We start from the raw sequence: 18,928 nt of genomic DNA, 5'->3' as shown, positions 1-18,928 counted from the left end.
CGTTTGTTATTTCTATAATCTTTCGTTCTATTTCTTAGTTATTCCTAGTCATACTTTATAAATGATTAATACCTGCTAATGTGTGACTGAAGATTGGAAGTCATCTCGACTGCCTTTATTAGCATGATAAAAAATCACATCTCCATCTTGCAATTGGAATTGAAATCCCCATGGATCATTGAACTGTTGTTGGAATCCTTCAAGTTGCCATTGATTCATTAAAGGTGCATGAATGTATTGAAGATGAGGATGATCAGTATCTCCTTTTTGGATCGTTTCGATATCAAAATTCACAATAATATAACCATCTTTTAAAAAGACCGATGAATGTTCATCTAATCCTTTAGCACTGTTGCTAGCTGGATGAGTCTGCATATTAGAATTCTCGTTTTTTTCAGCCGATGGTTGACGATTGGTATTCGTGGAACCTACCATTTCTTGCAAAGCAGTTCCTTGTTTAACTACATATACATCTGAAGGCAAGCTATATTCTCCATACCATTTCTGTACAGCTGCTAAAGAACGCATAGTATTGTTTCCTTCAGGTAAATGCTGTTGTGGCCCGATCAATGTTCGTAATGGCTGAGTCAATAATAAATGTGTAAAATTGCCGATATTCACTTTGCGCTTACGGCTATTTTCTGCAAACATCGTTATCGCTTCTTCTGCACTTGTCGGAATAGTGATCGTAGTAGAAGACGATAGATCACGGTCTGATGCTACAATTTCCCAAGATAATCCGGTCAGGTTTTGCCAGATTGAAGAAGCGGCACGTTCCCAGACGATAGTCCAAAATGAAGGAGAAACTGTACTCGATTGAGCTTTGTTACCTTTGCTCGATGAAGGCGATATGGCTTGCTCTTGTAAGAGAAGATCATACATATATAATGCTGTATTTTTTAATTCTTCTTCAGCTACATGGCGAGTTGTATCATTCAAAATAGTATAGCGTTGTACCGTATCTTGTGGTGATCCCATTCGAATCAAATTGTCTGTATCTGTTGAATAATATATATCTACAGGAAAAGGAGTCCCTCCTTGACGCGGAACATAGCGAAATGTTGGTGTAATTCGAATACCATCTGCTTCACCGAACATATTACCTTTCGTTTTGAGATCAAATTTGAAATGATATCCTGTTTTAACAGCTAAATTTCGATAAAAAGGATGACTTCCCTGACGTACAGGCAATACATAAGGCGCTGTATTTCCGCGCGGTTCTCCATCGATGCCTTTATCTCCTACCCAATACGAAGTTCCTTGCGGTACAGCTAGATTTTGCCATGGACGAAATACGATCTGCCAGTCATAGTCTGCAATATCTGTAATATGAAAATCGTACACCCGTCCTATCACTTCTACAGCTATACTTTCAACAGCTACATGGTTATCCAGAGTGATGTTAGCATGATGTTGTACGGTAAAAGATGAAGGGGCATTTTCTGCAATCGTTCGGAATAAAACATCATATTTCCCCTCGTCCACCCAGACAGGTAAAAAGAATGTGGTGTCTAATTGATTAACAGGTACATCGATCCACGTATGTTTAGGAATAAATGTAGTCTGCTCTTTGTTATAGACATCAAAAGGAAATTGAACCTGCTTGGTACGTACATATTTCGCATAATCTCGATAACCGTAACCTGGATAATTTGTATGTTGTCCCGTGGTTGGAATACGCACAGAAAAAGGGCGATCCAAAATAAGAGCTGAACGATAAATATCAGGTACTGTTTTCTGATTATGCTGCTGATCATCAGATACCAATGAATAATTGACGACAGGTGTATGCACTGTGACCGGATTGATGCCATTGATCGGGAACGTCTGATTAGCTCCTCCTTTAATATGACCGGGTAGCACATCATATTCGATTGTTCCGGTACTTGGTGTGTTTTTTAGATTTGTTTTGGTTTTGGGTATCATATGGTTGGGACTATATAATATATCTTTCCCAATCATAGTAGGTACAGGCATTGCTTTAGGTGTTGGCCCTTTTTCGATCGTTCGTGTACTATCCATAATCACTTCATTATTAAATTTCAAAAAGTCATTTTCGACCTCTACATCATCTACAGCATTTTCTGCCTTTTTCTTCATATCACTGCTTTCATCTGGAATTGTAGGACGACCACTGCCGCTTTTCGTTATATTTTTGGTACCGCCATTCTGGTTACCAGGGTTCTCAGGAGCATAGTAATTGCCAGTCGTTAACGCTGAATAAGAAGGCGTTACATAGTTGTTAGGAGAAATTATAATCTTATTATCTGCAAAACCATAGTTATTCAGCGTGGTTTGCTTAATTCCGTATACTCCCAATTGATCTATTTTCCAAAATGAATAAGGTCGCTGAATATTAAATGAGTAATTGACGTTTTTGGTATCTTTCTTCTCTCCATGATCCCATTTTAATTTGTACGTTCGCTTAACCGATATTCGATATGTACATTCGCCTGTATATTCTGTAAAGGTGTGTTGAGAAAGATAATTCAGTGCAAATACATTACCATATAGACTTTCCGAAGTAGGAATCCCTTGAGCAACATCGAACATTTCGCTTCCTCGTCGATCAGCTTTGATCATCGCGGATACCATCGGATCCATGTATTTGCCAGTTAATTGCTGACCTGCTTGAGGAACCGTACATATTGCTGAAGAACCTGTTGTCGGTGGCTCTTCGGCTGCACCCACAGTGATAGTAGCACTATCTTTAAGAGTCCACGGATCTTTTGTCCAATATGCCGTAATCTGCGCTGTTCCTGTAGCATGGGCGGTGACTTCTCCGGTAGCAGGATCCACACTTGCAATCGCAGGATCAGACGACTCCCATTTCGTCTGATCTCGATGCGTTACATCAATCCAGTTATCTGTAAATTCTTGTTCATTGTAAGCTTTGGTACGCACTTCAGCAGTTAATTGTTCGGTATCATCAATCTGTAAAGTCGCATCTGATTTGACTTGAATTTCTTTCTTTTCAATGACATGTCCGGTGTAATTGATTAGGAGAGGTGTGTAATATTCTGCTATATACTTAATTGGTCTTTGGTTTTCTGAAGTATAAGGTGCAAAAACATTCTCATTATATCCACTTCCTACTTTCTTGCGTCCAGTCAATGTATGAATAATCGCAAAAATATCTCCTTTTTTATAATCAATAGCGATTCCTTCAAAACTACTCGCTCTATCGAAAGCAATTTTTTCAAAACTTAAATCATTAATATATTTTTGATTATATGGATTATTGTTCGAATCCACTACTGATTCTGGAGGATATTTTTCAGCAGTTATTTTATCTACAACTTCTGTAGCTGTTGGTCGCGAATCTTCTCCTTTTCCAATAGCTGTAGCTTCATAATTATCCATACCTTCATTACGAGAAGCAACCCACCCTCCTGAATCAACTTGAGTCCATATGACTTTAGGAGTTGGATTTGATATACCTGTAACAGGTATTTTTAAAGTTTGAATTTTAGACGCAGTATTAGGGATCATGATGATATCACTAGGATATTCATTTTTATCTACTGCATATATAGTATGATCAGCTACCATAATTAAAGTACTCATACAAACTAAAAGGCAAATAATATATACACTATACTTTTTTAACACATGGTTTCTCCTTAATTTTTAGTTAATACAGAAATTCCAAAAGATGATCCATCTTCGGTTCTATATGAGCTACCTGGATTAGATATCTCGATAGAATTACTCATCCATATCTGCATTCCATTTTCATTATTTACATATGAACTAAATGCTTTTACAGGATTAAATACAGGTAACGTTGAATAGCCATATGCTTTAGGCAATGAATTATTAATAGCTTCTCCTATAGCTAAGGGATTTAAACTACTTTTCATGTAATGATCAATAGTAAATCCAGCTTTTGTAGGATAAATAGTTTGATTTTCATACACTCTGTAAATTTCATCCTCATATGTGGTTTTATCTTCTTTCCCTAAAAATACAGGTGCATAGATACCTTTTTTGTTGTTCCAATCCCGGCTATCTACAAATATCAAATAATTCAAACTTGAGTAACCTGCTCCATTACGGAATTTCATTTTTTTCCCTTGAACATTTTTAAAAGAAGTCACTCCACTACTAAATGGTGTGATCACTTCCATATTCGTTCCTGTCGTCCCTACCGCTCTTAACTCTTTCAAGCCTACAAATGAATCTGCCGATTGCTTTTGTACATTCGCTAAGCGTACTAAAATTACTGCTGCTTCTGCACGTGTGGTGGTTTTGCCAGCTCCGAAAGTTCCATCTGCATATCCAGACATTAGACCTGTGCCCATCATTAGGGAGACATACGGATATTCGCTTGGATTCATAGTTTTTTTGAAATATTCTGCTACAGGTACAACAGTATTTGCTGTATCATTTAGGGCTTGCTTGTAATCTGCGCTAGATGTTGCGAGACCAGATGACATCCATTTTGCCATTTCTTTACGTGTAAGTGGTGTGGCTGGCTTGAAGCCGTTTGGATAATCCGAAGGAGTCAAAAATCCTTTCGCTATAGCTTCATTCACTTCTTTTTCACTCCAGTTACCTGTAAGGTCTGTAAAAGTACCTTTGCCTTCAACTTTCTCATTGGAAGATACACGATCTAGCAAAACAGCAAATTCAGCGCGTGTTACTTGAGCACCGGGCTTGAATGTTCCATCTGCATATCCTTTAAAATATCCTTTTGATACAGCTTCATCGATAGCTGCTTTTGCCCAGTGAGAGGATGATACATCTTTGAATGTAGTTGCATTGGTAGTCTGCATCAACGGGCTTAACATGACTGAAAGGGTAGCTACTGCAAATAACGAACTGATTATTTTTTTCATTTTAAAATACTCCTCTATTATGTAAGATAATGGTTTATACGTACTCAACGGCAGTTACACATCTAAGCTTTTTCACAACATTATACATCTAGGTATTTACGCCTACTTCATGTACCACTTGCATCATTATATGGGATAAATAGGATTCTTCCAAGTACTTATTTAGTTAGCATCTCTTTTGAAAATAAGATAAGAATACAAAAAAAGCGGACTACTCCCGATAAAAGGAATAATCCGCGTGCTTCGCGAGAATATAGGTATTAAGACATAGTTTTCATTTCCGCAAGAATACCATAGAATAAGTAAGCTGTAAACCTATTTATCTTCTTGTTATCAAAAAAGAGTAAACGATGATCGTTTTTATTCTTCTTCTATTTCGCATAGTCTGCTCAATATTTTTTATAACACAATGCCATTCATTTTTAAATGAGCGATAAACATATCTTTGGTCGAAGGATGTTGTTCTGGATTGACCCATGCTTCTGGTTGCCACGCATTACCTGTTTTGAGTGCACGCGGACAATGGATAAAACACTCTTCTACTTCCACGACAATACCAAGTCCCATCGTTTTGCCTGTCCAATTCATCTGTTCCAGTAATTCACTGTCTTTGGTAATACGAGCATGACCATTCACCCGTAATACTTCATTCATACCCGGAATTAGAAAGATCATACCGACTTTGGGATTCTCCAATATATTTAACAATGAATCTGCACGTCGATTACCATGACGTTCTGGAAAAATAAGTCGTTGATCGTCTAACACTTTGACAAATCCTTGTTCATCCCCGCGTGGAGACACATCACATCTGCCCTGGTGATCTGAAGTAGATAAGAAAAATAACGAAGATAATGATAAGTAGTATGCAATATGCGGATCAATAGACGCAACGGTCTTTTTGACAATATGTTCATGAGGAACACCAGTAAATGCTCTCAATTCTTCAATAGATGTAATGTATTGTTCAGATTGTTCTATGTTCATTGCTGTTGTATCTGTAGTCTGTTTCATATTCGCCCTCCTATACTTCTCAGTTGGGTTTATCATAACAAGCTACAGTATACGTGTCTATCTTCTCCGCCGATCTCTTATTTTCTACTTCGATCTATATTCAATCTCTACGCATTCCTCGAAAAGAGTTAAAGTATAAATTAAAAGAAACAAAAGACGTGTTTAAGCTATTTATATGTTCTAAATTTTTGTAGATTCGATCTGCGATTTGATAACATTCTTCAGAAGAACGTTTGAAATAACTTCCAAAATATTTTTGCATAATACAATACACTTGATTCCCTAATTCATCCGCAGACTTCATATATGGAAGGATTTTGACAATATGATCGACTTCAATCGAGTATTCATCGGGTAAGCACCATTCAATCAAATTCATAGGATTCCAATACATGATATGTTTCTCAACCATTGTGTATATATCTTCATCAAATACCTGATTAGACTTATTGTTCATGATTAACCTCCTACCCGGATAGCTACCTATCCAGAGCGTAATCTCTTTCTCTAATTTACTCTGTTATCAGGTTGTTGAATCATAATGTGAATACTATATTTATACGTTGTACATTAATGTATTCTTTTACAAAAAGACTGACTAAAAAAAGTATCTCTTATTCTGCTTCATGTGTAAATATGGTAAAAGACCCACTTGATTGCCTATTCGTGCATTTGCAGAAATAAATATCACCAGATTCCATCCCCTTGAGAACGGGTAAATAAAGCATTACAACACTTCATTTGCTTCATAATACTATTTCTAATACAAAAGGATGATGAATAATGGAACACGAAAAAGATGTAAAAACACTATCAGATTGGTTGAACAATCATCTTACACGCACTATCATTATTGAAAAGCATGAACTTGACGATACAGATGAAGTTCATTTCACAGTGACTGAAGTCGATATTCGTAGCGAGGACAATGCTATTGATGATTATGTAGAAAGCTCTTTGATCTTACATGGAGAAGGTTCTACATCTAATGCAGATGGCGACAATGTGCCTTTGCCACAAAATACGTATGAAATTGCACTACACGATCTACGGATCGATCATATAGACGATACTCATGTTAAATTAAATACAGAACGTGCACAATATGTGTTAACTGCTAAATAAGTGCCTATATCTTCGTTAAGATAGAATGCTATATATAAAGATATTTTGAAGAATATCACTACAATATATATGCTTAACAAAAAACCTCTTTTGTATCAATGGATATAAGAACTTTCTTATTCTTTTGATCATAAAGAGGTTTTTGTCGTCTTTTTTATTTTCAATTGTATAGGCAATTCTATTCATCCTCTGTGCGTTTCTACGATTTGTGACATAACCGACCTAAAACATTTGTAAAAAAAGGTTTATTTTGCTAATATCAATCCGAATATTAGTAAACGCTTACAAAAAAATACGAAGAGGGTGTATATGTTCATGTCTATGTTCAAAAAAAGCCTTAATCTTGTTTTGTTAAGCTCGTTGATGATTACACCATTGATCTCGTTACCTGCGCAGACGTATGCAGCTAATGAATCGGTAGAAGTCTGGTTAACAACTGCCGATCCCAACTCGGAACCTGCTGTAGGACTCAGTCCAAACGCTCGTCTTACCAAAAAAGCTAATATCAACTTCAGTAGCAGTACAGGAAATGCCGATTATACGATCAATGTAAATGAAGGCAAAACGTATCAGAAGATGGATGGCTTCGGTGTTTCTTTGACAGATTCATCGACATGGTTAATGAATTATAAGTTAAGCAGTGGCAAACGTGCCGAAGTGATGGAACGACTATTTGGAAATACAGGTATAGGAATGAGTATGCTGCGTCAGACGATGGGTGCTAGCGACTTTGCATGGAGTACGTATACTTACGATGATACGGCAGGAGATACTTCGCTCAGCCAATTCTCGATTGCACGTGATCTTCCTTATATCATACCTATGACCAAACAAGCACTTGCCAAAAATCCTAATCTTAAAATCATCGCTTCTCCCTGGAGTGCTCCAGCATGGATGAAATATACAACCAATGATAAAAACGGTACAGGTAAATTACAAGCGCAATACTATCCAACTTATGCGAATTATTTTGTGAAATTTATTCAAAGTTATCAGGCACAAGGTATTCCTATCTATGCGGTGACTCCGCAAAACGAACCACTATTTGAGCCAGGACGTTATCCAGGTATGAATATGAATGAGCAAGATCAGATTGGCATGATCGGTGATTACCTCAGCCCTGCAATTAAAAATGCGGGTCTAAATACAAAAGTGATCACTTATGACCACAACTATGATAACTGGTCTTATCCGAATACAGTCATTACAGGGCTTAAAAATAGTGGCAAATCTAGCGCTGTAGCTGGTAGTGCTTTCCATCATTATGGTGGCGATTATACGGCTATGACTTCAATGCATAATGCACATCCAGATAAAGACATCTGGTTCACTGAAGGTGGATTTGGCGATTGGAATGATAAAGTCGATGGAACAACTCAAGGATTCGATAATATGATCAATGAATTTATCGGAATTACTCGTAATTGGTCCAAATCGATTATTTTGTGGAATGCTGCGCTGGATCAAAAAGATGGTCCTAGTGTGATCGGAGATAACAATACCAACAAAGGTATGGTTACGATCCAGAACTCGGATAACAGCAACAGTAATCCAGAAGATAAAGTGACGTATAACAAACAATATTACCTGTTAGGACATTTCAGTAAATTTGTAGTAACCGGTGCTACACGTATTGATACCAATTCATCCAATGATATTCAAAATGTAGCTTTTAAAAATCCAGATGGTACTAAAGTAGTTGTATTGTATAATTCTCAAACAGCTACTAAAACAGTAAAAGTTCAGTGGAATGGTCAATCTACTAACTACACTGTTCCGGGTAAATCGGTTGTTACATTGAAATGGTAATAAATATGCTCTCTATATCTAGAATATAAAAAAATAAAAGCTCTGTCCCTTTCTTCATTCCTATGTTGGTATAGGTATGGTAGAAATGGCAGAGCTTTTTCTCTTATGCTATAGAATTTGCATAGCTTATCGATTTCGTTATGGTATTAAAATTAATTTCTCAATATGCCCTGCTGCTGATCTGCAGCCATTAAATCTTCAATTAATGGACGTTGTGCTGGATTGATCTGCTCTATATTCATTGCTTCTAACTTATAGAATAAAAGCTTAACAGATTCATCATCTTCAAATCGTAATGTTTTTCCATCTTCAGCTAACTTTCCTTCCAGATCAGCAACCACATCGAAAATAAACATTACAAACACCACATCGTCTCCACCGGGATACGTATACTTCAATCGTTCTCCACTGTATACAGCATACAATGTAGAAGAAATCACTGCTAACCCTGTCTCTTCTTTTACCTCGCGTAACATCGTTTCTTCAATAGTCTCGCCTGCATGCATTCCACCACCAGGCAAACCCCAATCGTTAGAATCTGAACGCTTTTGCCATAATATACGATTTTGCTCGTCTCGAATAATCGCTCCACCGGTTACGATAATCTGTCGCTCTTGATCTGAATGTTCCATGGGATTTCCCTCTTTTCTGGATAAGATAGATCGCTTATAAATAAACGGAGTATGATTAAAAAATGCTGGTCATATCACTGTTAGTAAAATCCAACAGTATATAACACAGCATTAAGTTTGTATCCGTCATTTTATTGTAGATCACCATCATAATAGCTTATTCCAATTTAAATAACGTATAAATAGTGCTTACTTTTTCTCTTTTAACAATTTTTCACGCTCTGCATACATGTCCGGCAAGTGATCTTGTAACTTCGGATTCGGATCAGGATATGATAAATCCAAATCTTCCAATGTACGCACTACTATTTGTAACACTGCTAGATCACGATACCAGCGATTATCAGAAGACACGATATGCCACGGATGATCTTTGGTTGCTGCATGTGCAAATACGTCTTCATAATACGCTTGATACGTATCCCACGATTTGCGTTCTAACAGATCACTTTCATCGAATTTCCAGTTCTTTTTCGGATTTTCGATACGTGCAATTAATTTTTCCAATTGAAACTCTTTAGAAATATGCAAAAAGATTTTGACCACTTTAACGCCATTATCTTCTAACATTTCTTCAAAATGTCGTATTTGTTTAAAACGCTGTTGTGCTTTTTTATCTGAAATCATCTTATGCACACGCGTAATCAACACATCTTCATAATAAGAACGGTTGAACGCTGTAATATAGCCAACGCCTGATACTAATTTGTGAGCACGCCAGAGAAAATCATGATCCATTTCTTCGCGAGTCGGTGTTTTGAAGCTATGCGTCTGCACACCTTGTGGATGAGAAATAGAAAAGACTTTATTAATTACGCCGTCTTTCCCACTGCAATCCATGCCTTGAAAAATAAACAGAAGCGATTTCTTTTTACTTGAGAATAGCTTGTCTTGTAGCTTCTCAAATCGTTTCATCAGTTCTTTGGTTTCTTTTTCGGTATCTTCTTTGGATTTGTACTCGCCTGTGTTTTTAGGATCAATCTTTTTCAGATCAATCTTATCTCCTGTAGCAAGTACCCAGTTCGATGATCGCTTGGACATATCTATCGCTCCTTTAATAAAAAAACGTTTCTTCTATATATACCCGAATCTATTCAGCCAAAAGCAATGCTATTCAAAATGACGTTTTAACTAATGTTATACAAAGTACAGGTATCTTAAATATTCAGCACAGGTATATCGTCACTCATTTATACAAATACACCTATTATGATGATTGTTGTTCATGTACAGCTTCATTCAGTTCCTGCTGTAATTGCTCTATAAATGCATTCCAGACTTCTTCGTTAACTTTAAGCTTTTTGGGATTATAATCTTCTAATGTCTCTACCCATACTCGCTTATCGTTGATGTGCCCTAATTGAGTTTGAATCTTTTTGTATACTTCTTCCGAATCACGGAACTTGGAACTTAGCGCAAATTCAGCAGCCGAAGCAGTATACCGAATCTCTTTGGCAGCGATCCGTAATTGGTGTAATTCATGTAAAGCTTCGACTGAATCGATGCCTTCTGTTTTGGCGGTCTGGCGGTAAGTACGCTTCTGTTGTTCATAAGCGATCTCAAGTTCGCGCATAATGCGATTCACATCGGCTTGAGCTGCCAGCGATTCCAGATGTTCTTCTATGAGTGTTTTCCATTTCTTTTTAAGTATTTTGCCTTGTAGTTTAGGTAACTTTTTGGCAAGCTTGGTGCGATATGCTTTACGTTCTTGTTTGTGAGCTTTGATCACAGCTTTGAGCAGATCAGATTCTTCTTTATGGTTATCTGCTTTGGCATCTTCTTTTCTTTCTTTAAAAGCATCAATCATCACATCAGCATCTCTTACTTTACCGAGTGCTTTTTGCGATTTTTTCAATAACGGAATCAGTCCTGCTTGATCCGAAGCATCCAAAATACGCAACAAGGTCATCAGCTTACGACAATTGACCCGGGCTTGATGCACATCTTCATCATCAAAATCTTTAACTGCTTTCTGACCATAACTCAAAAATTTCTCATAATGATCTTCTAATACAGTCTGCCACTGCGTTGTTTTGCTTTTCGCCAAGCCTATCGTTTGAATATTGGTCATTGATATTCCTCCAGTGGGATGAAGCGTTATAATTACGGGTTGTATCTTATTTAACACATTCTAACCGTACTGAGTCATATAAAGACGATACTCTTTCATTATAGAGGATTGGCGTTCACTAAGCTATTTAGCCTGTGCAAGGATCACAATATGTGATAAAAACATTTGAATATAAGATCAAGTTAACATTTATTAAAGTTATGTCATTCGTATTGAGCGATTCCAGCTCTAATATAAGTTTTTCCATCATTTTCAATAATTAATACAGTATTACTATTCGCATTTTCAGCACCATACGCAATTTGATCGGCTGGCAGATCATTTGTTGGCTGAGAAGTAAGATTATAATAATAATCACTTGCGTAGATAGTCGTAACATTATCTTTAGCATCTTTAATAAATGCAGGAGATAAATTCACTTCGACAACAGAAGGTTCTTTATTAGCAGCTTCTGCTTCTTTACTCGCATTATTATATAAAAGCAAACCTGAACCAAAAACAAATATTGTAGCAATAATAATACTTCTCTTTTTCCAACTTTTATTCACTAATATCATCCTTTCAAAACTAAAGAGTAACACCGTTTCCTGATGTAATTAATTTATCAGCACGATTGTTATAAATAAACAAATCAATTGGTTTTCCATTTTGCGGTTTAGTAACATTAGTAAACGTAATTACTGTTCATGATTATTTCCTTAAACTTCAATAGAGTTAGATCTTAACTTCCATCTGTAGAAGAAAAACGATATTCTTTCATTATAAAATATTGACATTCACTAAGCTATTTAGCCTGTGCATGAATCACAAAACGATGTTGTTTCACTTCAAAGTAACCTTGCTTTTGAATTAATAAATGAATAGCATATAGATCATCCATATGTTCTTCGAGTTGAAAGTTTGGAATTTGCCATGGAATAGCTTTGAGATAATATAACAATGCTCCAATATCGTAAAATCGTTCACTTGGAAATTCTTCTTTTTGGTAGACTATTTCAAAATGATTCTGTTCGAGTTGTGAGACTGCTGTTGCTAGATTCCAATCTATAAATTCTTGATTCAAAGGCTTATGTAAATGTTGATTAATCTGCTGATCATTCAATCCACCTACTTGCTGAGTCATCAACCATCCATCTTTTTGTAACAAACGTCTTACTTCACTTGGACTATACGCTTCATGCTGATTCGTAATAAGATCGAACTGTTGATCAGCAAATGGTAGATCATCATCATTATCAATCTGTACAACCTCTACGCCCAAAGATTCTAAACGATTTCTAGCAATCGGTACATTAGGAGCATAAGCTTCTGTGGCATAGATTGATGGTGGGAACGGTTGCAAACTCGATAAAAATTCTCCGCCCCCAGTTCCCATATCTAACATCGATTGAGACTTCTTAATGTGCGGTACGATCATCTGTTCAAAATTCCAAGACAACGGCTGTACTTTCATTCTTCCATTTTCAGTGACCCACGAGAAATCCCATCCGCTGAATTCTTGCTCAGCATCTTTGACATAGTTCCAAAATATTGCATCTTGTATCATTTTGTATTACTCCTTTTTATTGGTAATATATACAGTATAGTTGATAACTAGCTAAGAAAGGAAGATTGGAGGAGCCGATTCTATGTATGCTATGTTAATTTGTGAGGTTAATGTTAGGATGCATGAAATAAAATACAGTATACAATCATAGCAAATTCAAACTAAGGAGATTTATATGAAATTATGTATGATCATTTTAGTAATAGCTATACTAATAAGTGGTTGCTCTAATTATCAAGAAGTCTCTGGAAACACGAAAAACTGGAGTGTTAAAGTTACTGAAATACCGCCTCAAGAAAATACAGAAATGGTTCAAACTACGATTCAATACATAGGTAAAGAAGATCCAATCAATGATTTCAAATTTAAATTGGTCAGTGATGCTATAAGTGTAAGTGGGACAGATTCGGCTCCTTCCTTGCCTTTTAATACTACTATTTCGACTAATCCTAAAACTTCTGATCCATTTTCCAAGCCTATAAAGCTAACTATTGAATGGAATAACCACATAGAAGAAATGACATTACAACAGTAAAATAAGAAACGTAATATAGAAAGGAAGATTGAATGAGTCGGTTCTATTATATTGCATCAAGTTATGAGCTTCCCTTAGGAGAGCGAGGAGGTATATTTCACACCCTTCCGTATAGCGAATGGATCACTTCACCAGAGTATCTTGCCAATCAAGAAAAGCAACGAGCTGATGGTATGGTTCCGCTAACAGATATTGTAGACTTTTCTACATTTGCTGATCGAGATGTCATGATTTATAAGACGCAAGAAGATGCCGCGGGTATTTTTATTCAAGAAATTCCACGCTGGGCTGGCGTACTGCAAAAACATTTTCACCATCCATGTATATACATGATCTCTCCCGAATCAGGCGACTTTAATATTGAAGCTGATCCAGATCAGTATGAGGATTTAGATGCTTATCGTGCTTCGCTGAAATGTTGTCGTGAATTATTTAAACTAATGGAAGAATATCGGGGCGATGCAGAAGATTTTGAACTGTATACATGTTGGTCAGGCGAAGAAGACGAGCCACGCAATATCAAGTTGGATCGAGTAATAGATTTAAATACATATGATGTGGCACAACAAGGATTTGAAATGTTAGAAAAGCAGTATGTCTTGGTAAAGTTGCCTACGCTTCATCATGAAATTGAATAATACGTGCTACCATAGAAATAAGAGCCAACTATGATTGGCTCTTATTTTGCATTTCCTTGGATGAATTTTCTAACTACAGTTTCCAAACGTTCTATCATTTCAGTCAGTTGTTCATCGCTCACATTCTCTATCGACGAATGATCGTTCATATCCAGATGCCAGATCACACTTTTCAGTATATAACTGTATGTAAAAAACACCTGATCCATAAGAGCACGTTCGATCATTTGGTCATCTTGCGCCTGCTGAGTCAGTTGAGTGATCGCATCGACATAAGCTTTAAACGCACCGATATTAAAAATATTTAACTCATGAAGATCATGAATAAAACTTCCTTCACTTCCTTTCACATTTTGATCAATAATTGTGCTTGCATTATCCATTATTCTATTCCTCCAACGTCTGTACTTCTTTTACATTTTGGCAGTATTAAATCATTTTTATGTTTCTATTTCTGCCAATTCTCGTTGTGAAGATGTTCCATAATTTTTATCATTCACTAAACTTTTGAGCGCTTCTATCGCTTTAGGATGATTTTTGTGTTGAGCTAATAAAGCAAACGCTGCACTTTGGAATAAACTATAATTATCACTTTGGATCATAGTTAAAGCCCACTCGATCTCTTGGGCATCTACTGTTAGTAGTGACAAGGTATTGATACAATTCACGATTAGACTATCATCTTCTGTAGCATCAGCCTTTATGATGGTCATAAGCTTTTCTTTGATATCTGTATCATCGTAATCGCCTTTATACAACCCTAAAATGGTAACTGCTTCTATTCGGATATCATCATCGTTATTCGTATCTGTAGCAATAAAAAGAAAGAAATGTGCTAATGCTTGATCTAATATCTGATCAAAACCTTTTAAAAAATCAAATTTTTCTTGTTCATTCAAAGAATGATACTTTTTAATAAACTGATCTTCAGTATGCATACGCCCTCCTGTAACAAAAGATAAACATAATTTACTCTATTGCGGATTAATATGTTATGTATAATCCAACTTCTCTAACTGTAACAGATCACTTACATCATCACTTTGCTCAAAGATTCTAACTTGCTTTTCTTCTTGATAATCCCATCCCTGATCAATAGCATACTGAATCAGACGCGCACAGACCACAGGACGATTTGGATTAACATCATACATTCTTTTCCAACTAAAAAGAAATTCAACATGAGACGTTTTGGAAGAATAGATTTTGATACTAACCATAGGTATAGAAGGTGTCTGGTCGATCACGCAGTGGAATGTATAGTCATTCACAGTTACTTTCTTTTGTAGTTTCTCAAATAATTTCATCATATCCTCCTTCTAGTGGTTGATCACAATACCTCAGCCAATCTATATTATACCTGAAAAGCACCTGTCATTCCTGTCTGTAAATGAACTGCGAAACGTTGCAGTACATCCTGTGCTTGATGTTCTTGATCATATTCACCCACTGTAAACGCAGATTCAACAGACCCGTTACCAGCATAAGCAGAGATTACAAATTTATGATCAGCAGTTTCTAATTCTAATGTTAGGACAGTTGCATCAATAAATGTTGTACGGTCTTGGCTTCTGATCCACATGTTTAGTGCTCCTTTGGTTGAGTTGATATGTATTTAAAAGAAGATTTAGAGATCGCTTATATGTGCTATTACTACATAATTAAGTATCTGCATAAATTAAAAAGGCAACGATATTCGTTACCTTTGTTGTAATTTAGTTAAACATTAGCATGTTTTTCACAGCAAGAAAATAGATTTGCTAAATCATCAAATACAAAGAGCAATAATCTATTTTCATCAATTTTAATTGCTAAATTAGCAAACTATTACTATTTATAATTATCTAATTTCATTATTACGATCGTTACTAGAAACCTTAGAATCCAACACTCTATATTTAAAAATGCGCCACACGATATAAACCACAGCAAAAAATAAACTCCATTTTAAACATGTAGATAATAAGAGATAGGAATAGTCTGACCATGGCAAAGCTAACGTTATAGACATTCCTTCTCCCGTTGACTCCGTAACTTTACGTTGATCAGTAAGTACCGAATAATATATTCCAAATACAAATCCATATAGCAAACATTTAATAATGCGTTTCTCATAGCTTTTGATCACTTGGATTGCAGAATGAATGTTCATCGCTAGTTCTCCTTTATGTTATTGTTCTGTCCGATCATATGAATATTCTTTGTACCCACCATATGTAAGTATACAAGCTACAACAAACAAAATAATCGGTACAACTGTCCACGATATATTAATATTCAAAACACTATACATAAAATTCATATTTACCATACGATCCGATGAACCTATTGCAGAAATGATAAATCCTGTACATAGAATTCCAATCGAAGCGAGAAATAAACTGCACCCCATCATGACTTTAACCATAGTAATCTCCTCTCTGTTCCTTTACGACTGTATATCATTCGTCGTTATACTTTGGTAACTCTACCTTATAAATGAGCATAGAATTGCTACAGCTCATCACTTTATATAAGGCTAATTTTTTTGAGATTACACCTATCGATGTAATCTATATCTGACCTTCTGCAACTTCTTCCTTTCATATGCGTCCATATACATAACCACCTTATCACAACCAGGAAAGGAAATCCTTACCATGAAGAAAAAAATGATCTTCTCTGCTTTACTGTCGTCCACTTTGCTGTTGCAATCATCTTTATGTAATCCTGCATCAGCATCTAGTTCTTCCTTTCCAACTACATACACTTTTTATTTGGCTAATGATCCTAAAGGATTTATTGTAAATTCTACACTTATCCAGAATGGTACTATCTTTTTAGATATTCGTGAGTTAGCGGAAGATTCAGGGTTAACATTGGCTTGGGATTCAACAGGTCAACGTGCTTCGCTTAACGGATTTATGAAAAAAGCAGCGATTCGCTTAGGAAGTCGTACCGCTATGCTAGATGGGAAAATCGTTACACTGAGCGCAGCCCCTTTTAAAAAGAAAGAGAAAAAGACTAATAATGAAATTGTATATGTCCCTGTTCGATTTGGTGTACAACTACTGGGTGGTGATCATATCCAAGTAGATCGACAACAAGTTCATGTTACAGCCCGCAACATCAAGTATTATGATGTCATTACTGATGTCTACAATGGCTCTACCTATACTTTGAAAAAGGATGGTGGAGACTTATATGTAGCTTATGGGAAGCAGGCTCCGGTGAAGTTAGTCTCACTCGGCATCGATTTTGATTCGGTAGGTATGGAGTTTGAGTCAACTGCGGGTGGATTGTTGATCCTTACGATTAATAATGCTTACGGAGAACCACATATTCATAATCAGCAAGTAAAGCTTATTTTCCAAAAAGGAAAGTTGATCCGAAAAGCATATGCAGACTTTACCAGAGTCAACGACTCCGACATTGCTACGTACCAAGATAAGATTGTGCTAAGCGATGGGAAAATATTACGCATGATTGAAGATGGTACAGGAAATGTTGTCGATGAACTTGATCTGGTCAAGCTTGGTGGTGGGAGTAACGAAAAATACGCGGTAGAAGGACTGTACGATGATGTTATTCTTATGCGGACTGCCTCCAAAGGAAGACTTCTGCTGATCGATCGCCATACCAACCAATCTGTCACATTATACAAAGAACTACTAGATGCTTCGTGGCAAAAACAGATTAGCGAAGATGTAGATATCGATTCTTTTGGCTCAGGGGATTATCTGCAATTTGATAAAAGAGTTAATAACACCTTCTATTTTACTTTTCGTGCAGGATCTAATCAGGAAAAGCATTTCACCTATACTTTGAAATCGTAGATCGGCTTTTCGCATGTGTGTGGCAAGTTACTCGTACTCTATCTTTATTACATTTTCAAATAAAAATACACCTCGGATAGATACCAGACAACGTTGAACGCTATTCATATCTATCTGAAGTGTATTAGATTGTTATGAGCAATGAGCTACAACAGTTACAATTACGAATTCAATTCTGCTAATCGTGCACCTACTCTAGCTACAGCAACACCTTTGATCGGTGATCCATTAGAAGTAAAATTAACATAATACGTACCTGATTCCCAAGGCTTGGTTGTATATATCGACCAGTTGGTTCCACCTGCGATAGTAACTACACGTTCAGTCACAAGGTCACCTGTTGGTGAATCTTTGGATATGGATATAGCAATTCGTTGCTTCCCTTTGTTATTGACCCAGATTTTCGCATAACGATACCCTTTTTCTACTGTAAAAGGCTTGGACATCTGTGTCCCTGTTAAGCGTTCAACCAATACCGTTTGAGTCGATTGCGGTGGGTTTTTAGGATCATCTTTTTTTAACATAGTAGGAATGCCAGACTCTCTTTTGAAGAAAGAACTTCCTACTCTTTCTATTCTTCCTACTTTAGAACTTAATACGAAAGGTAATGGATCAACCGGCGCTAATATCGTATTATTTGCCACGTTGTTATCTGGACTGCTAATCACTTGAGTCTCTTCTGATTGTATATTGTAATACGTAATGATCGGTACGACTACGAGCAATACAATGAATGCTAGCGCGGTAAGTGTAATAACACGTACTTTTTTCGGCTTATCCCATTTTGCCCAAAAGTTCGAACTTGATGTCGATTTATTTTTTTCCATTACTAATACCCTGCTCTCTATGACTTAAATAGCAAAACTAAACTTGCTTCATACATCCTATGTATCGTTAAATGA

Annotated in this window: 21 protein-coding genes; 5 read left to right on the top strand and 16 right to left on the bottom strand. The window is 36.4% G+C overall.

Annotated elements, in window-relative coordinates:
• Positions 1-75: 75 nt before the first annotated feature.
• The 4 genes from QE450_RS06845 to QE450_RS06830 form a co-directional block, all read right to left on the bottom strand.
• A complete protein-coding gene (locus QE450_RS06845; RefSeq protein WP_307298024.1) occupies positions 76-3,552 on the bottom strand; it encodes a DUF5704 domain-containing protein in 3,477 nt (1,158 codons plus the stop codon).
• Between the two features lie 71 nt (positions 3,553-3,623).
• Positions 3,624-4,841 carry an S-layer homology domain-containing protein gene (locus tag QE450_RS06840; protein ID WP_307298023.1) on the bottom strand — a complete coding sequence of 406 codons (1,218 nt, stop codon included), beginning with the start codon at positions 4,839-4,841 and terminating at the stop codon, positions 3,624-3,626.
• Positions 4,842-5,240: 399 nt separating this feature from the next.
• Positions 5,241-5,828, bottom strand: coding sequence for an MSMEG_1061 family FMN-dependent PPOX-type flavoprotein (locus QE450_RS06835; protein WP_307302615.1), 588 nt, complete (start codon positions 5,826-5,828; stop codon positions 5,241-5,243).
• Between the two features lie 127 nt (positions 5,829-5,955).
• Positions 5,956-6,312, bottom strand: coding sequence for a hypothetical protein (locus QE450_RS06830; RefSeq protein WP_273615942.1), 357 nt, complete (start codon positions 6,310-6,312; stop codon positions 5,956-5,958).
• A gap of 326 nt (positions 6,313-6,638) precedes the next feature.
• On the opposite strand from QE450_RS06830, the gene ymzB reads away from it, so the two are divergent.
• Both ymzB and QE450_RS06820 read left to right on the top strand, forming a co-directional pair.
• Positions 6,639-6,980 carry a protein YmzB gene (ymzB, locus tag QE450_RS06825; protein ID WP_307298022.1) on the top strand — a complete coding sequence of 114 codons (342 nt, stop codon included), beginning with the start codon at positions 6,639-6,641 and terminating at the stop codon, positions 6,978-6,980.
• A gap of 315 nt (positions 6,981-7,295) precedes the next feature.
• On the top strand, positions 7,296-8,789 hold the full coding sequence (locus tag QE450_RS06820; RefSeq protein ID WP_301263761.1) for a glycoside hydrolase family 30 protein: 1,494 nt from the start codon (positions 7,296-7,298) through the stop codon (positions 8,787-8,789).
• 152 nt (positions 8,790-8,941) lie between these two features.
• Here QE450_RS06820 and QE450_RS06815 read toward each other — a convergent pair whose 3' ends face one another.
• From QE450_RS06815 to QE450_RS06795, 5 genes are all read right to left on the bottom strand, one after another.
• Positions 8,942-9,421, bottom strand: coding sequence for an NUDIX domain-containing protein (locus QE450_RS06815; protein ID WP_307298021.1), 480 nt, complete (start codon positions 9,419-9,421; stop codon positions 8,942-8,944).
• Between the two features lie 189 nt (positions 9,422-9,610).
• Entirely contained in the window at positions 9,611-10,462 is an 852-nt protein-coding gene (locus tag QE450_RS06810; RefSeq protein ID WP_307298020.1) for a PPK2 family polyphosphate kinase, read from the bottom strand.
• A 166-nt stretch (positions 10,463-10,628) separates the two neighbouring features.
• Entirely contained in the window at positions 10,629-11,492 is an 864-nt protein-coding gene (locus tag QE450_RS06805) for a CHAD domain-containing protein (RefSeq protein WP_307298019.1), read from the bottom strand.
• 203 nt (positions 11,493-11,695) lie between these two features.
• Positions 11,696-12,040, bottom strand: coding sequence for a hypothetical protein (locus QE450_RS06800; protein ID WP_307298018.1), 345 nt, complete (start codon positions 12,038-12,040; stop codon positions 11,696-11,698).
• A gap of 236 nt (positions 12,041-12,276) precedes the next feature.
• The gene (locus QE450_RS06795) at positions 12,277-13,038 is read right to left on the bottom strand and encodes a class I SAM-dependent methyltransferase (protein ID WP_307298017.1); all 762 of its coding nucleotides are present in this window, start codon (positions 13,036-13,038) and stop codon (positions 12,277-12,279) included.
• A 175-nt stretch (positions 13,039-13,213) separates the two neighbouring features.
• Between QE450_RS06795 and QE450_RS06790 the strand changes: the two genes are divergently transcribed.
• Positions 13,214-13,573 carry a hypothetical protein gene (locus QE450_RS06790; protein ID WP_307298016.1) on the top strand — a complete coding sequence of 120 codons (360 nt, stop codon included), beginning with the start codon at positions 13,214-13,216 and terminating at the stop codon, positions 13,571-13,573.
• Positions 13,574-13,605: 32 nt separating this feature from the next.
• Positions 13,606-14,211, top strand: a complete 606-nt coding sequence (locus QE450_RS06785; protein WP_307298015.1) for a hypothetical protein — start codon at positions 13,606-13,608, stop codon at positions 14,209-14,211.
• A gap of 41 nt (positions 14,212-14,252) precedes the next feature.
• Here QE450_RS06785 and QE450_RS06780 read toward each other — a convergent pair whose 3' ends face one another.
• The 6 genes from QE450_RS06780 to QE450_RS06755 all read right to left on the bottom strand — a co-directional run bounded on the left by QE450_RS06780 (position 14,253) and on the right by QE450_RS06755 (position 16,618).
• Positions 14,253-14,594: a hypothetical protein gene (locus tag QE450_RS06780; RefSeq protein WP_307298014.1), complete on the bottom strand. Its 342-nt coding sequence runs from the start codon at positions 14,592-14,594 to the stop codon at positions 14,253-14,255.
• Positions 14,595-14,651: 57 nt separating this feature from the next.
• Positions 14,652-15,149 (bottom strand): hypothetical protein, encoded by a 498-nt coding sequence (locus tag QE450_RS06775; protein WP_307298013.1) that lies wholly within the window; start codon positions 15,147-15,149, stop codon positions 14,652-14,654.
• 54 nt (positions 15,150-15,203) lie between these two features.
• A complete protein-coding gene (locus tag QE450_RS06770; RefSeq protein WP_307298012.1) occupies positions 15,204-15,518 on the bottom strand; it encodes a hypothetical protein in 315 nt (104 codons plus the stop codon).
• Positions 15,519-15,565: 47 nt separating this feature from the next.
• Positions 15,566-15,793, bottom strand: coding sequence for a hypothetical protein (locus QE450_RS06765; protein ID WP_273615932.1), 228 nt, complete (start codon positions 15,791-15,793; stop codon positions 15,566-15,568).
• 258 nt (positions 15,794-16,051) lie between these two features.
• Positions 16,052-16,363 (bottom strand): hypothetical protein, encoded by a 312-nt coding sequence (locus QE450_RS06760; protein WP_307298011.1) that lies wholly within the window; start codon positions 16,361-16,363, stop codon positions 16,052-16,054.
• A gap of 18 nt (positions 16,364-16,381) precedes the next feature.
• Positions 16,382-16,618 (bottom strand): hypothetical protein, encoded by a 237-nt coding sequence (locus QE450_RS06755; RefSeq protein ID WP_307298010.1) that lies wholly within the window; start codon positions 16,616-16,618, stop codon positions 16,382-16,384.
• A 232-nt stretch (positions 16,619-16,850) separates the two neighbouring features.
• Between QE450_RS06755 and QE450_RS06750 the strand changes: the two genes are divergently transcribed.
• Positions 16,851-18,026, top strand: a complete 1,176-nt coding sequence (locus QE450_RS06750) for a stalk domain-containing protein (RefSeq protein ID WP_307298009.1) — start codon at positions 16,851-16,853, stop codon at positions 18,024-18,026.
• A 161-nt stretch (positions 18,027-18,187) separates the two neighbouring features.
• Here the strand turns inward: QE450_RS06750 and QE450_RS06745 are convergent, their stop codons facing one another.
• Positions 18,188-18,853 (bottom strand): hypothetical protein, encoded by a 666-nt coding sequence (locus QE450_RS06745; protein ID WP_307298008.1) that lies wholly within the window; start codon positions 18,851-18,853, stop codon positions 18,188-18,190.
• Positions 18,854-18,928: the final 75 nt, after the last annotated feature.

This window comes from Paenibacillus sp. SORGH_AS_0306 (genome assembly GCF_030819345.1).
GTDB classification, from domain to species: domain Bacteria; phylum Bacillota; class Bacilli; order Paenibacillales; family Paenibacillaceae; genus Saccharibacillus; species Saccharibacillus kyungheensis.
The sequence above is the reverse complement of the archived record's forward strand: the minus strand, read 5'-3'. Positions and strand labels throughout refer to the sequence as shown.